At 33.2% G+C, this 14,163-nt stretch carries 12 protein-coding genes and 1 other RNA gene; 7 read left to right on the top strand and 6 right to left on the bottom strand.

All coding sequences use genetic code 11. The features are described 5' to 3' along the window. Window positions 1-100 precede the first annotated feature (100 nt). Window positions 101-736, top strand: coding sequence for a hypothetical protein (locus tag WC622_RS12435; RefSeq protein ID WP_372820022.1), 636 nt, complete (start codon window positions 101-103; stop codon window positions 734-736). A gap of 23 nt (window positions 737-759) precedes the next feature. Here the strand turns inward: WC622_RS12435 and WC622_RS12430 are convergent, their stop codons facing one another. Beyond that, entirely contained in the window at window positions 760-1,095 is a 336-nt protein-coding gene (locus WC622_RS12430) for a MerR family transcriptional regulator (RefSeq protein ID WP_372820021.1), read from the bottom strand. Window positions 1,096-1,213: 118 nt separating this feature from the next. Between WC622_RS12430 and alaS the strand changes: the two genes are divergently transcribed. After that, a complete protein-coding gene (gene alaS / locus WC622_RS12425; RefSeq protein ID WP_372820020.1) occupies window positions 1,214-3,922 on the top strand; it encodes an alanine--tRNA ligase in 2,709 nt (902 codons plus the stop codon). A gap of 58 nt (window positions 3,923-3,980) precedes the next feature. On the opposite strand, the gene WC622_RS12420 is transcribed toward alaS, so the two are convergent. Both WC622_RS12420 and WC622_RS12415 read right to left on the bottom strand, forming a co-directional pair. Then, entirely contained in the window at window positions 3,981-4,493 is a 513-nt protein-coding gene (locus tag WC622_RS12420) for a hypothetical protein (protein ID WP_372820019.1), read from the bottom strand. 23 nt (window positions 4,494-4,516) lie between these two features. Then, a complete protein-coding gene (locus WC622_RS12415; RefSeq protein WP_372820018.1) occupies window positions 4,517-4,855 on the bottom strand; it encodes a hypothetical protein in 339 nt (112 codons plus the stop codon). Between the two features lie 142 nt (window positions 4,856-4,997). On the opposite strand from WC622_RS12415, the gene gatB reads away from it, so the two are divergent. The 4 genes from gatB (at window position 4,998) to WC622_RS12395 (ending at window position 9,194) form a co-directional block, all read left to right on the top strand. Next, complete coding sequence (gene gatB, locus WC622_RS12410) at window positions 4,998-6,461, top strand: Asp-tRNA(Asn)/Glu-tRNA(Gln) amidotransferase subunit GatB (RefSeq protein WP_372820017.1); 1,464 nt, start codon at window positions 4,998-5,000, stop codon at window positions 6,459-6,461. A gap of 2 nt (window positions 6,462-6,463) precedes the next feature. Further along, entirely contained in the window at window positions 6,464-7,573 is a 1,110-nt protein-coding gene (locus tag WC622_RS12405; protein WP_372820016.1) for a redoxin domain-containing protein, read from the top strand. 105 nt (window positions 7,574-7,678) lie between these two features. Next, window positions 7,679-8,368 (top strand): response regulator transcription factor, encoded by a 690-nt coding sequence (locus WC622_RS12400; protein ID WP_372820015.1) that lies wholly within the window; start codon window positions 7,679-7,681, stop codon window positions 8,366-8,368. Window positions 8,369-8,471: 103 nt separating this feature from the next. After that, window positions 8,472-9,194 (top strand): RluA family pseudouridine synthase, encoded by a 723-nt coding sequence (locus WC622_RS12395; RefSeq protein ID WP_372820014.1) that lies wholly within the window; start codon window positions 8,472-8,474, stop codon window positions 9,192-9,194. Between the two features lie 9 nt (window positions 9,195-9,203). Here the strand turns inward: WC622_RS12395 and WC622_RS12390 are convergent, their stop codons facing one another. Further along, window positions 9,204-9,926, bottom strand: coding sequence for a Crp/Fnr family transcriptional regulator (locus WC622_RS12390; RefSeq protein ID WP_372820013.1), 723 nt, complete (start codon window positions 9,924-9,926; stop codon window positions 9,204-9,206). A gap of 215 nt (window positions 9,927-10,141) precedes the next feature. On the opposite strand from WC622_RS12390, the gene WC622_RS12385 reads away from it, so the two are divergent. Further along, a complete protein-coding gene (locus WC622_RS12385) occupies window positions 10,142-12,010 on the top strand; it encodes a chloride channel protein (RefSeq protein ID WP_372820012.1) in 1,869 nt (622 codons plus the stop codon). A gap of 79 nt (window positions 12,011-12,089) precedes the next feature. Here the strand turns inward: WC622_RS12385 and WC622_RS12380 are convergent, their stop codons facing one another. Both WC622_RS12380 and rnpB read right to left on the bottom strand, forming a co-directional pair. Further along, window positions 12,090-13,490 carry a sigma-54-dependent transcriptional regulator gene (locus tag WC622_RS12380; protein WP_372820011.1) on the bottom strand — a complete coding sequence of 467 codons (1,401 nt, stop codon included), beginning with the start codon at window positions 13,488-13,490 and terminating at the stop codon, window positions 12,090-12,092. Between the two features lie 256 nt (window positions 13,491-13,746). Beyond that, an RNA gene (gene rnpB, locus WC622_RS12375) (RNase P RNA component class A) lies at window positions 13,747-14,128 on the bottom strand. Window positions 14,129-14,163 lie beyond the last annotated feature (35 nt).

Genomic DNA, 14,163 nt, shown 5'->3' with positions numbered 1-14,163 from the left:
TTTACGGTATATTAGATTTATGGCACGATGAAAATGTGAAATTTAATTTTTCATCTTACCAGATAAACACAAACGAAACTTATTCCTTAACATTAAAGAGATGAAGAACTACTACAATGCCGAATCAAATCCATTTACCAGTTACAAAAGCATTACTTTATTTTTACTTATACTAACTGGTTTACTATTCACACAAAGTGCTAAAGCACAAACTCCTTATAAAGTAGAAGGAGATTCACAAATCAAAATATCTGTTGATTCAAATCAGAATATATCAAGTACGTTGACAGCTGAAGGTAATTTTATAGTTAAAGATGGCGTGTTAGATGAAATTAACTCTTTCGAACTTGCCTTGCCAATTGCTAACGCTGCTGGTAACTCAATAAATCAAACGCTAAATAAAGATGGTATAAGTTTTAAACTTACTCATGTAATGATTTTGCCAGTGATGAAAATGATTCATGCAGTTGGAGTTTTAAATGTAGGTGGTATAAGCAGTAGAACAGATATGGAATTTAGTTTTGTAATGAATAGCGACGAAAGCATTACATTGAGTGGTCGTAAATCAATAAAATTAAGTGAATATCACAAAGAACCAAATTTTGCTTTAGCTTCTCTTTCAAACAACAATGAGGTAAATCTTAATATGAATTTGATTTTTAAAAGCAATCAGTTTTATGCAAATAACACACTAGTTAAAAGCAATAAAATGACTATTTTAAGTGCAAGAGACTAATAATAAATAGTTAATTTAACGAATTAGATTTCTTCGTTTAATTTTAATAAAAAATCTTTCAATTTTTCTAACGAAGCAATAACTTTTTGGTTTTCTTTAACCTCGCTATTGTTGTTTTTTAAATGGTCTTTGGCACCTTTTAACGTAAAACCTTTATCATCCACAAGATGAAAAATAATCTTTAAGTTTTCGATATCTTCAGGAGTAAAAAGACGATTTCCTTTTTTGTTTTTCTTAGGCTGCAATACGTCAAATTCCTTTTCATAAAACCTAATTTGTGAGGCATTTACGCCAAACATTTCGGTAACCTCGCCCATAGTATAATACATTTTATTAATTTCTCTGTCTTTGTACGGCATGTTTTAATCTGATTATGAATTGTTTGCAGGTTTTACTTAAAGTATTCAAATGTAAAGGGATTTTAGTAGAATACCGCAATAAAATTTTAATTTTGTTCTTCCAAATTTTCTACACAGAATGACAGCAAAAGAAATAAGACAAACCTATTTAGATTTTTTCAAAAGTAAACAGCATCACATTGTGCCATCGGCACCAATAGTGGTTAAAAACGACCCAACTTTAATGTTTACCAATGCTGGAATGAACCAATTTAAAGATTTGTTTTTGGGCGAGGCTGCAATTAAATATCCTCGTGTAGCTGATACACAACGTTGTTTACGTGTTTCTGGCAAACATAACGATTTAGAAGAGGTAGGCATTGATACCTATCACCATACTATGTTCGAAATGCTGGGCAATTGGAGTTTTGGCGATTATTTTAAAAAAGAAGCCATTGCTTGGAGTTGGGAACTGCTAACAGAAGTATATAAAATTCCGAAAGACCAATTGTACGTTTCTATTTTTGAGGGGGATGAAAAGGAAGGTTTACCTAGAGATACTGAAGCTTTTGAGTTATGGAAACAATATGTTGATGAAGACCGAATTATTCTAGGAAATAAAAAGGATAATTTTTGGGAAATGGGGGATACAGGACCTTGTGGGCCTTGCTCAGAAATCCATGTAGATTGTCGCCCGTTGGTAGAAAGAAACGCATCTAGTGGAAAAGATTTAGTTAATGCAGATCATCCTCAAGTTATTGAGATTTGGAATAATGTATTTATGCAATTTAACCGTGTTAAAGACGGTTCTTTAAAACCTCTACCTGCTCAACACGTAGATACAGGAATGGGTTTTGAACGTTTGGTTCGAGTTTTACAAGGCAAAACCTCAAACTATGATACCGATGTTTTTCAACCGTTAATTCAATATATTTCAGAAAAATCTGGATTTGAATATAGCAGTAGTGCTGAACCAGGAGATAAAGGTTGGAACGAAGCTGTAGCAATGCGTGTAATGGCAGATCACATCAGAGCAATCTCTTTTGTAATTGCAGATGGACAATTACCTTCAAATAATAAAGCAGGCTACGTAATCCGTCGTATTTTACGTAGAGCAGTACGTTATGCCTATACTTTCTTAAACTTAAAAGAGCCTTTCTTAAATCAATTAGTGCCAGTTTTAGCTGAACAATTTAAAGGCGTTTTTGATGAACTGTATTTACAAAAAGACTTTGTTCAAAAAGTTGTTTTAGAAGAAGAGGTTTCCTTTTTGAGGACTTTGGAGAAGGGAATAACACTTTTTGAAAGCCATTTAAATAATACAGTTATTCCTGCTAATAGTAAAGGTCATGGATATGGTTTTGATTATGATGGTTCATCAATAGAAAATGTTCCACTAAATTCTATTTCCGGTAATTTTTCGTTTTTGTTATATGATACCTTTGGCTTTCCAATAGATTTAACAGAGTTAATGGCACGTGAAAAAGGCCTTTCTGTTAATATAGAAGAATTTAACAAAGCCCTAACAGAACAAAAAAACCGTTCTCGTGCTGCAACTGCAATTGATACTGGAGATTGGGTAATTGTAAATCAAGATAACGATACTGAATTTGTGGGTTATGATTTAACAGAGATTGAGACCGAGATTTTAAAATACCGTAAAGTAAGTGCAAAAGGTAAGGAACAATATCAAATCGTTTTACGCCAAACACCTTTTTATGCAGAAAGTGGCGGTCAAGTTGGAGATGTTGGACGTTTAGAAGATCATAGTCGTCAGTTTTGGGTAGACATTACCGATACCAAAAAAGAAAATGGGGTAATTGTACATTATACAGATACCTTGCCAACAGATGTGGATGGTAAGTTTTGGGCAGTAATTGATGAAGATAAAAGAGTTTTAACAGAAGATAACCACTCCGCAACTCACTTATTGCATGCAGCTCTAAAGAAAGTTTTGGGTTCGCACGTAAATCAAAAAGGAAGTTTAGTTAATTCAGATAATTTACGTTTCGATTTTTCACACTTCGCTAAAATTGGTGATGAAGATTTGGCACAAATTGAGCATATCGTTAATCAGAAAATTAGAGAAAACATTCACTTAAAAGAACAACGAAATGTGCCTTATGATGAAGCTATTAACTCTGGTGTAACTGCTTTATTTGGCGAAAAGTATGGCGATTTTGTTCGTGTAATTACTTTCGATGATCATTTTTCTAAAGAACTTTGCGGCGGTACACACGTAAAAGCAACTGGGCAAATTGGTTATTTCAAAATTGTTTCAGAAAGTGCTGTGGCTGCAGGTGTTCGTCGTATCGAAGCAATTACTGCGGAAAAAGCAGAACAATTTATCGTCAACCAAAACAAAGAATTAAATCAGTTAAAGGGTTTATTAAAAGGAAATCAGAATATAAGCCTTGCTGTACAAGCTTTATTGGAGGAAAATGCGAAACTAAAGAAAGAAGTTGAAAAAAGTATTTTAGCTAAAGCAGGAGATATGAAGCAAGCCATCGCTGATAAAGCTGAAAATATTAATAGCATCAATTTTATTGCAGCACAAGTTGATTTGCCAAATGCTGAAGCTGTAAAAAACCTTGCTTTTGAGGTTAAAGCTCTCGTTCCAGATTTGTATTTGGTACTTACTACTTTAATCGATGATAAACCTGGAATTACAGTAATGATTTCAGAAAATATTGTTTCAGAAAGTTTAAACGCTGCAAAAATTGTACGCGAACTTGGTAAAGAAATTCAAGGTGGAGGAGGAGGTCAGCCATTTTATGCAACTGCTGGTGGAAAGAACGCTGCAGGTTTGGCTAGTGTGTTAGAAAAAGCAAAGAATTTTATAGTTTAGAAATAATAAATAAAAAAAAGCCTCGATCAATGATCGAGGCTTTTTTATGATGCATTAACTAATGCTTTCCTTTACCGTTATTGCCTTTTCCGTTTCCATTTCCATTATTTCCCTTGCCATTATACATTTTTTTGGCTTGTCCAGGAGGCATCCCATGAGGATGACCTTTTACAACAAAGTATTTTTTATTATTACTGTTTTTGATTACCGATTGTTTGCCACCCCAGTTTTTATACTTTACATATTTTACTTTGTGCGTATTAAAATTTAAATATGGTCTGTTTCCGTTAACTACAACCTTATAACCATTGTATAAATTGTAATTAGTATATCTAGCTGGTAATGAGTTATTAAAAACCCAATTTCCATTATCTAAATAAACAAATTGATGCTTAGGTACAGAATAATAACTTTCTACATCAGGTAAATAATAATAGTCAACATGATCGTAACCTACTGGTCCCCATAATGGTTGAGATCCAATATTTACGTTTAAACTAACTTGTGCATTTGCATTATTTTGAAATAACGATACGAAACCTAGTAAGGCTATTAAGATTAACTTTTTCATTTTTTGTTATTTAGATTGTGAAATTAATGTCTTCCTCTTCCATGACTTTTTGAGTGTCCATTAGATTTATAGTAATGTTTATAATTTACTTGCTTAACAGAATAATATCTATTTGCTGGTCTATAATTACGATAATGAGAACGATGAACAACAGGTTGTGCCCTGTAAACTACTACACTTCTTTTGGGATAATATTTATGAGATCTTTCTACATAAACTACTTCTCTAGGAGGGGTATAATAAGAATTATATCCATAGTAAGTAGGTGTTCCGATGTTTAAACTAATGCTAACTTGAGCTTTTGCGGGTTGATAAGTAGCTGCTACGATTCCTAACACAGCTAAAAGGATTAACTTTTTCATAGTTTTAAAATTTTTGTGTGTATTACTATCAAATCCAATTTTGTGCCATAAGTAGATTGTTGCCCTTTAACAATAGAATTGATACATATTTGCATATCTTTGGGCTACATTAAATGATCATTTTAATAGATATTGCCCATTAATGAGTACAAAAACTGCAACTGAAAGTGTAGCATTCGAATTAGTTTCTGGTTTAGAAATACATGTACAGTTAAATACACAATCAAAAATATTTTCTTCAGATAGTGCCGCTTTTGGTGCAAAACCCAACGAACATATCTCGGCAGTTTCTTTGGCCCTGCCTGGTGCTTTGCCCAAATTAAATAAAGAAGTAGTTGCTAAGGCGATTAGAATTGGCTTGGCTTTAAACTGCGAAATCAACCAACATAATTTTTTTGATCGTAAAAACTACTTTTACGCCGATTTACCAAAGGGATATCAAATAACTCAAGACAATAGCCCAATTTGTAAAAAGGGATATTTAGATGTGGTGTTAGCGAATGGCGAAGAAAAACGAATTGGTATTAATAGAATTCACTTAGAGGAAGATGCTGGTAAAAGTTTGCACGATCAAGATGCGAAATATTCTTATGTAGATTTAAATAGAGCTGGAGTTCCGTTAATTGAAATTGTAACAGAACCAGATATTCGCAGTGCGGAAGAAGCATCAGCCTTACTTACAGAAATTAGGCAATTAGTACGTCATTTAAACGTAAGTGATGGAAACATGGAGGAAGGTTCTTTACGTTGCGATGCCAATATTTCTATACGTGAAAATGGTTCTAAGGAATTTGGGACACGTTGCGAGGTAAAAAACCTAAACTCTATAAGAAACGTACGTAGAGCTATGGAGTTTGAATTTCATAGACAAGTTGAAGTGATAGAAAATGGTGGAAAAATTATTCAAAGTACCTTAAATTTTGATGCAGATAAAGGTACAACATCGCCAATGCGGACAAAAGAAGAGGCAAATGATTACCGCTACTTTCCAGATCCAGATTTACAGCCTATTTCTATTTCTGACGAATGGTTAACTGAAATCAAATCAGCTATGCCTGCTTTACCAAAAGAACTTGCTAAACAATTGGTTACCGAATTTGGGATTGACAAATCAGAAGCGAATATGTTGGCAGAAGATACGGATTTATTTAACTATTTTAATTTAGCAAAAACAAAAGTAAATAATAAAAAAAGCTTGGTTAACTGGCTTTTAGGATCTATAAGGGCACTACTGAATGAAGAAGGAATTAGTATTGCCACTTATAAAGTGAAACCTAATCAGTTAGCTGAGGTAATTAATTTTGTTGACGATAAAAGAATAAGCCAGCAAAATGCACTACAAAAGCTTTTACCTGCTTTGGTTGCTGATCAAAATAAAACAGTAGAAAGCTTAGCAGCAGAATTAAATTTATTAATTGTTGAAGACAATGAGGCTGTTAGTGAATTAATTGATGAAGTTTTAGCTAAATATAAACCTCAAGTAGAGGCATACAAAACTGGCAAAAAAGGCGTTTTAGGTTTGTTTGTTGGCGAAGTAATGAAACTAGCAAAAGGCAAAGCAGATGCTAAGAAAGTAAGTGATTTAATAATAGAAAAATTAAAATAAATATGAAGAGGTTAAGCTATATTTTATGTTTGATTGTTGCATTAGCGACAGCGTGTAAAGACACAACGAAGTTTACGATTGACGGGAAAATTGAGAATCCTGGAACAGAAAAGAAGGTTTACCTATATGGCATGGCAAGCAGTAATATGGTTATTTTAGACTCAACAATTTTATCTGAAAAGGGTGAGTTTAAGTTCTCAAGAGTTTCTCCAGAGGCAGATTTTTACCGCATTAATATTGGTGCAAATGAATATATGATTATTGCTAAAAATGGCGATGAGGTTATTTTTAATGCTGATTTAGCAAATAAAAATCATGAATATAAAATGAAAGGTGCTGAAGATGCTGTTAAACTAGAGGAATTTAACAGCTTGAAAAGCTCCTATTCTGCAAAAATAGAAACTATAAAAAATGATTTTGAGCAAAAAGTAGCAGCAAATCCAGATAGTAGAGAAGCATTAGTTCAAGAAATTACACCTCAATACATGAAGGCTATTCACGATTTAAACGGAGCTGTAATCAAATTTGCGAACGACAATACCAAATCATTGGTAAGTTTTTATGCAATTAGCTTGGTTAATCCGACAGGAAATGAAGCTGCTATGGTAACTTACGCAGAGAAAGTTGATGAGAATTTAAAGAAAAATCCAGCCGTAAAAACCTTTGTAGAAAAAGTTTCTAAATTAAAAGCTGTACAAGTTGGACAACAAGCACCAGAATTTAGCATGAATTCTATTGATGGAAAAACAATAAATTTAAAAGATTTTAAAGGTAAATTTGTATTGATTGATTTTTGGGCTTCATGGTGCGGACCATGCAGAAATGAAAATCCTAATGTGGTTAAAGCCTACAATAAGTTTAAAGATAGAAATTTCACTATTTTAGGTATTTCCTTAGATAAGGATAAAGCGGCTTGGGCTCAGGCAATTCAACAAGATGGTTTAACATGGAATCATGCAAGTGAATTAGCTGATTTTGAAGGGCCAACAGTTAGGTTATATCAAGTAGAAGCTATCCCTGCATCATTTCTTTTAGACCCTAATGGAAAAATTATAGCTAGAAATTTAAGAGGAGAGGAATTGGAAGCATTCTTAAACAAAACCTTACCTTAAACCTAATTTCATGTTAAAATTATTACGTGTTTTAACAATTTGTTAACTTCATTTTAACTAAATAGTGCAATAGTATACTTACTTTCGTAACAAATAAAACAAGCGATGAGTACAGCGAAACAAAAAATATTAATTGTTGATGATGAACCAGATATTTTAGAGCTGATTGAGTACAACTTAAAAAAAGAAGGTTATCAGGTATTTTTAGCAAGTAATGGTCAAGATGGAATTTCAGTTGCAAAGAAAGTTCATCCCGATTTAATCATTTTAGATATCATGATGCCTAAAATGGATGGAATTGAAGCTTGTCGTTTAATGAGAGCTATTCCAGAGTTTAAAAATACATTTATGGTGTTTTTAACTGCTAGGAGTGAAGAATATTCGGAAATTGCTGGTTTTAACGTAGGTGCAGATGATTATATCGCAAAACCAATTAAACCAAGAGCTCTAGTTAGTCGAATTAATGCTATTCTCCGTAGAAACTCTAGTGGCGAAGAAGTTTCTGATAACAAAGTTGAAATAGGCGATTTAGTAATTGATAGAGAAGCTTATTTAGTTTTTCAAAATGGAGAGAAAGTAGTGTTAGCTAAAAAGGAGTTTGAGTTATTATATTTATTAGCTTCAAAACCAGGAAAAGTTTATACCAGAGAATCGATTCTTAAAAACATTTGGGAAGATTCTGTTGTAGTGACCAATCGTACTATTGATGTTCACATTCGCAAATTACGTGAAAAACTGGGCGAAAACTATGTTGCTACTGTAAAAGGAGTGGGCTATAAGTTTGAGCTTTCCTAATTAAATTCATATTTTGTATATGTAAATATTGACAAGGTCTTGGTGTTTCACTAAGACCTTGTTGCTTTTTTTGTACTTTTGTGCATATACTTAATAACACAGAGTGAAATACCCAAATTTTAAAGATCTTATTATTTTTGAAAACGATGATTATGTCGTTGTAAATAAACCTCCTTTTGTTGCTTCTTTAGATGAACGTGGCGCAGCTGGTGAAGTGAACATCTTGCGTTTAGCCAAACAATATTCAGCGGACGCACAAGTTTGTCACCGATTAGATAAAGAAACTTCAGGTGCCATCGTAATTGCTAAAAACCCTGACGCATATCGTCATTTGTCTATGCAATTTGAAAGAAGGAAGGTAAAGAAAATTTATCACGCTGTGGTGGACGGACAATATCAATTTGACAATTTATTTGTTGATTTACCAATTTTAAACGACGGCAATAAAAACGTAACTATTGATAGAGCCGAAGGCAAACGAGCAGAAACGTATTTCAATTCTATCAAAAATTACAAGCATTATACATTGGTAGAATGTAAGCCGGTTACAGGGAGGATGCACCAAATTCGTATTCACCTTGCTACGCAACGTGCTGCTATTTGTGGCGATCATATGTACAAAGGTAAGCCTGTTTTTTTATCAGCTATTAAAAAAGGATATCGTTTAGCTAAAGATGAAGAAGAGCAACCGATTATGAAACGTTTTGCACTTCACGCTAAAGAAATCACTTTCAAAGGGTTAGATGATCAAGATATTACAATTGAAGCTCCTTATCCTAAGGATTTTACAACGCTTTTAAAACTTTTAGATAAGTTCGATTCTTAGTAAATAGATTTATTTAATCTTTCTCTTAGCAACTTGTTTTTGTTGATCATCTTGAACAATTTTTAGCAAGAGATTTTCATCAATAATTTTGTAGTGTTTATCAACTGCAATGACACCGTTTTGCTCATTTAGCTCGACCATTACCTTAAAAAAGGTCTCATAAGAAAGACCGGAAAATGCTGATAAATCTTGTCTTGTGATTTCTAAATTGATGAAATTATTTTCATCAATACCAAATTGATTTTTAAGTGAAAGAAAAGATTGAGCAATGCGAGCCTTCACAGCCATATGTGCTAAATCTCTCATTCTCCTATCGTTATTTTGCAGTTCGTTTGCAAAAAATCGCATTAAATTATATGTTAATTTAGAGTTTACTTCTAGTGTAGATTCGAAAAAATCCATTTCCAAATAACAAACAACAACTTTTTCTAACGTTGTTGCTGAAACTGGATAAAAATTCTCTACACCAAGTCCTAGATGACCAAGGATATCACCTTTATTGGCAAAGCGAACAATAAATTCTTTTTCTTCATCCCAGTACTTGTGAACTTTTACTTTACCCTCGTAAACAAAAAAGATACCGTTTACAGGATCTCCTTCCTTAAAAATTTGTTGTCCTTTTTTAAATTCAAAGTTTTTCTTGTTTAAAGCAATAAGTGGTTGCCAGCTTTTTAAAACAGACTGACATAGAAAGCAGGTGCTTTGATCACATTTTGTCGAACTTAATTTCATTTGGGTATATTAAAATGCAATAATAATCATTAATAATCACTAAGTATACTATATAAATTATATTAAATTAACAATATTTAATACAAATATTTAATTAATATTTAGGTAAATTATATTGTATTAACAATATTATTATTGGAATAACGCTTTTCGTTTTCTACTTTTGCAAAATATTTAAATGCATCTTTAAAATTGATGTATAACTACCGCAGTTTATGAAACATAAAATTGATGTTGGTATTCCAATCTCCACTAGCCTAGGCAATTTAGAAAATAAAGCATTTGAATCTAAGCGCTCCTTTATAGCCAAAAAAAGTCTACTTAAAATTTCTGCACTTTCTATTTTAGTTGCAATTTTCATCAGTCTAATTGCTAAATTTTTAATTTATTTAATCAATCTAGTAACTAATATTTCTTTCTTCGGTCAGTTTAATGGAGAGTTTCATAGTCCTGCGGATAATAATTTAGGATTATGGGTAATTGTGATACCAATAATTGGGGGTGTAATAGTTGGCTTCATGGCATTGCATGGTTCCAAAGCAATTAGAGGACACGGTATTCCAGAAGCTATGGAACAAATCCTCGTTAATCAGAGTAAAATTAAACCCTCAATTACTATTTTAAAACCACTTTCATCTGCTATTGCAATAGGAACAGGAGGCCCCTTTGGCGCAGAAGGACCAATAATTGCAACTGGAGGAGCTTTGGGTTCTACATTAGGCCAGTTATTTAAAATAAATTCGAATGAACGTAAAATAATACTAGCTGCCGGAGCAACTGCAGGTATGTCCGCTGTATTTGGAACACCAATTGCCGCAATATTTTTAGCCATCGAACTTTTGCTATTTGAATTTTCACCAAAAGCGATATTACCAGTAGCTTTAGCATGTATTACAGGTGCAGCCGGTCATCATTTGTTGTTTGAATCTGGTCCTGTATTTCCAATGCCAGATCTTGTAGTTCCATCTAATGTAGCTCTAGGTATTTACAGTTCAGTAGGTATCGTAATTGGTTTTATCTCTATTGGTTTAACCAAAATTGTATATTTTATAGAAGATACATTTGAAAAAATACCTATTCATTGGGTATGGTGGCCTGCTGTAGGAGGTATTGCTGTAGGTGTAATTGGCTATTTTTCGCCACATACACTTGGTGTTGGTTACGATAATATCACCGCTATGCTTGAAGGAAAAACTACCTTGATTTTAATGGTGAGTTTGTGTTTTTTCAAGTTTTTGTCTTGGTCAATTGCGTTAGGTAGTGGGACTTCTGGAGGTACATTAGCGCCATTACTAACTATAGGAGGAGCGGCTGGTGCAATTTTAGGAAGTTTGATTTTGTTAGCATTCCCTAATTCTGGCATTAACATTCCTATGGCGGCATTAATTGGTATGTCGGCAATGTTTGCTGGAGCATCACGAGCATATTTAACTAGCATCACTTTTGCACTAGAAGCCACCATGCAATCTAACGCATTGTTACCTTTACTTGGGGCTTGCACTGGTTCTTATCTGGTTTCTTTTTTCTTTATGGAAAATACAATTATGACGGAGAAAATTGCAAGAAGAGGAATTATAACTCCTGATTCTTACGAACCAGATGTTTTAAGTAAAATGAACGCTGAGCAAGTTATTAAAAAAGATGAATTTGTATTAAACAGTGAAGATACCATTCAAAGTGTATTGAATATCTTGAAAAACAAGCATGTTAAACAAAATCATTTTTTAGTTAAGAATGGTGAAGGATCGTTTGATGGTGTTTTGAATATTCAAAACCTAATTGCTAAAAATCTTAATCCCCAAGAAACTATTTCGAGTAATGTAAAACGAAATCTATCCTACATCAACAATGTGGATACCCTTAAACGAGCGTTAGAAATTTTGTTTGTCAACAAACAAGATTATGCACCCGTTGTATCTGTAAGTAAAAACGAAATAATTGGACTTATCTCTCAGAAAGACATATTAGCTGCTTACAATCAATATTTAGTAGAGGATAAAAAAATCACGGCTAATTTATCACTCACACGGCAACGAAAAAAAGTTTTAGTACGTGGTAGACAGTTAATTGCGAAGAGAAAATAGTTATTTTATCTCTGAATATTATAGTCTTGAGTCTATTTTAACATAATAGACCCAAGCTTTGAACTTTTGACTGAAGACCTTACTCAGCTCTTTTTAAGCCAAATTTTTCAATTTTACTGTATAAATGACTGCGTTGAATTTCAATATCATCAGCAGTTTTAGAAACATTCCAATTGTTCTTTTCTAATTTGAACTTGATAAATTCTTTCTCTGCATAATCTTTATAATCCTGGAAATTTGAGAATTTTTCATAGCTCAATGCAACACCACCATTTGTTGCAGCTGCACCATTTCCGTTAGCAGCACCAATATTTGTTCCGCCAGTTGGATTTGCAAATGCAATCACATCATTTTCGGTAATTATTTTATCACTTAAAATAATTAAACGCTCAATCATATTATGTAACTCACGTACATTTCCTGTCCATGGTAAATTTTTTAGAGCGTTCATCGCTCCATCACTAATCTTTTTAACAGGCATACCATAATCACCACAAATTTCTTCTAAAAAGTTTTGTGCAATTACAGGAATATCGTCTGTACGCTCTGTTAAATGTGGAACATGAATATTAATAACATTTAAACGGTGATAAAGGTCCATTCTAAAATTCCCATCCTCAATCTCCTTCATTAAATCTTTATTAGTCGCAGCAATTACACGCACATTTACCTCTTGCTCTTTTTCCCCACCAACACGTGTAATTTTATGTTCTTGCAAAGCCCGAAGTACTTTTGCCTGAGCAGAAAGGCTCATATCACCAATTTCATCTAAAAACAGAGTTCCGCCATTAGCTAATTCAAATTTTCCAATTCGTTGTTTAACCGCAGATGTAAATGAACCTTTTTCATGACCGAAAAGCTCACTTTCAATTAATTCTGATGGGATTGCAGCACAGTTTACTTCAATTAAAGGACTTTCAGCCCTGTTAGATTTTTCGTGTATCCATCTCGCTACTAATTCTTTACCACTACCATTTGCACCGGTAATTAATACACGAGCTTCGGTAGGAGCAACACGCTCAATAGTTTCCTTAATTTTATTAATACTATCCGATTCACCTAAAATATGACGAGTCTTACTAACTCTACGCTTTAAAACTTTGGTTTCTGTAACTAAATTTCCACGATCTAACGCGTTACGAACGGTAATTAATAATCTATTTAAATCAGGTGGTTTAGAAACAAAATCAAAGGCACCTTTTTTACTCGCTTCAATTGCGGTTTCTACGGTTCCATGGCCAGATATCATAATAAAAGGAAGATCTGGTTTTAGTACAAGCGCATTTTCTAGCACTTCCATACCATCCATTTTATTCATTTTGATATCGCACAATACCAAATCGTAGTTGTTTTTCTTAATCAGTTCTAATCCATCAATGCCATTATCAATGTCATCAACTTCATAACTTTCATATTCTAAAATTTCACGTAAAGTACTTCTAATCGCTCTCTCGTCATCTATTATCAGCAGTTTTGCCATATGGATAGTTAATTTTTTAAATAGAATGCTAATATATTGTTTTTTGTTTAATGTATAGTTTTTTATACAGTTTATAAACGTTAAAATAGGTTAAAGGTTTGAACTTATAAATTATTAGAAAAGTAAATCTGAAATTCTTGAGTTTTTTAATCCTGCTTTCCTTAAAGCACAATGAAACATTGTGGCTTTCCATCCAATCAGGTTTATTACTAAGATTTTATACAGCTATGAAAGAATTTTCAAGCAATAAAAAAAGAAAAAATACAAGCCTATAAGCCGGGTTCTGTTCCCGATAAATCGGAATTCTATCATTAATCTACTATAAACGTTGCCATTTATCTCTAACGACCTACCCACTAACATCGAGCGAGCAACCCTTTATCCCAAGGGACGTTAGCCTATTTGGTCTTTCAACTCCCGAGGTTTACCAAAACGTTAATCACTTAACGAGCTCGTGAGCTCTTACCTCACGTTTTCACCCTTACTCCAACAAGTTAGAGCGGTATATTTTCTGTGGCACTTTCCGTCATTCAGGTCTTCAATCCCAAATGCCTTCCCGTTAGGAAGCGAGATGCTCTATGTTGCCCGGACTTTCCTCTCTTCTACTTACGCAGAACAGCGATAGAACAGCTTGTATTTTTTACAAAGATAGGAATATAAAGTCGATAGCGTA

This window comes from Pedobacter sp. (genome assembly GCF_041662865.1).
In the GTDB taxonomy this organism is placed as follows: Bacteria; Bacteroidota; Bacteroidia; order Sphingobacteriales; family Sphingobacteriaceae; genus Pedobacter.
The sequence above is the reverse complement of the archived record's forward strand: the minus strand, read 5'-3'. Positions and strand labels throughout refer to the sequence as shown.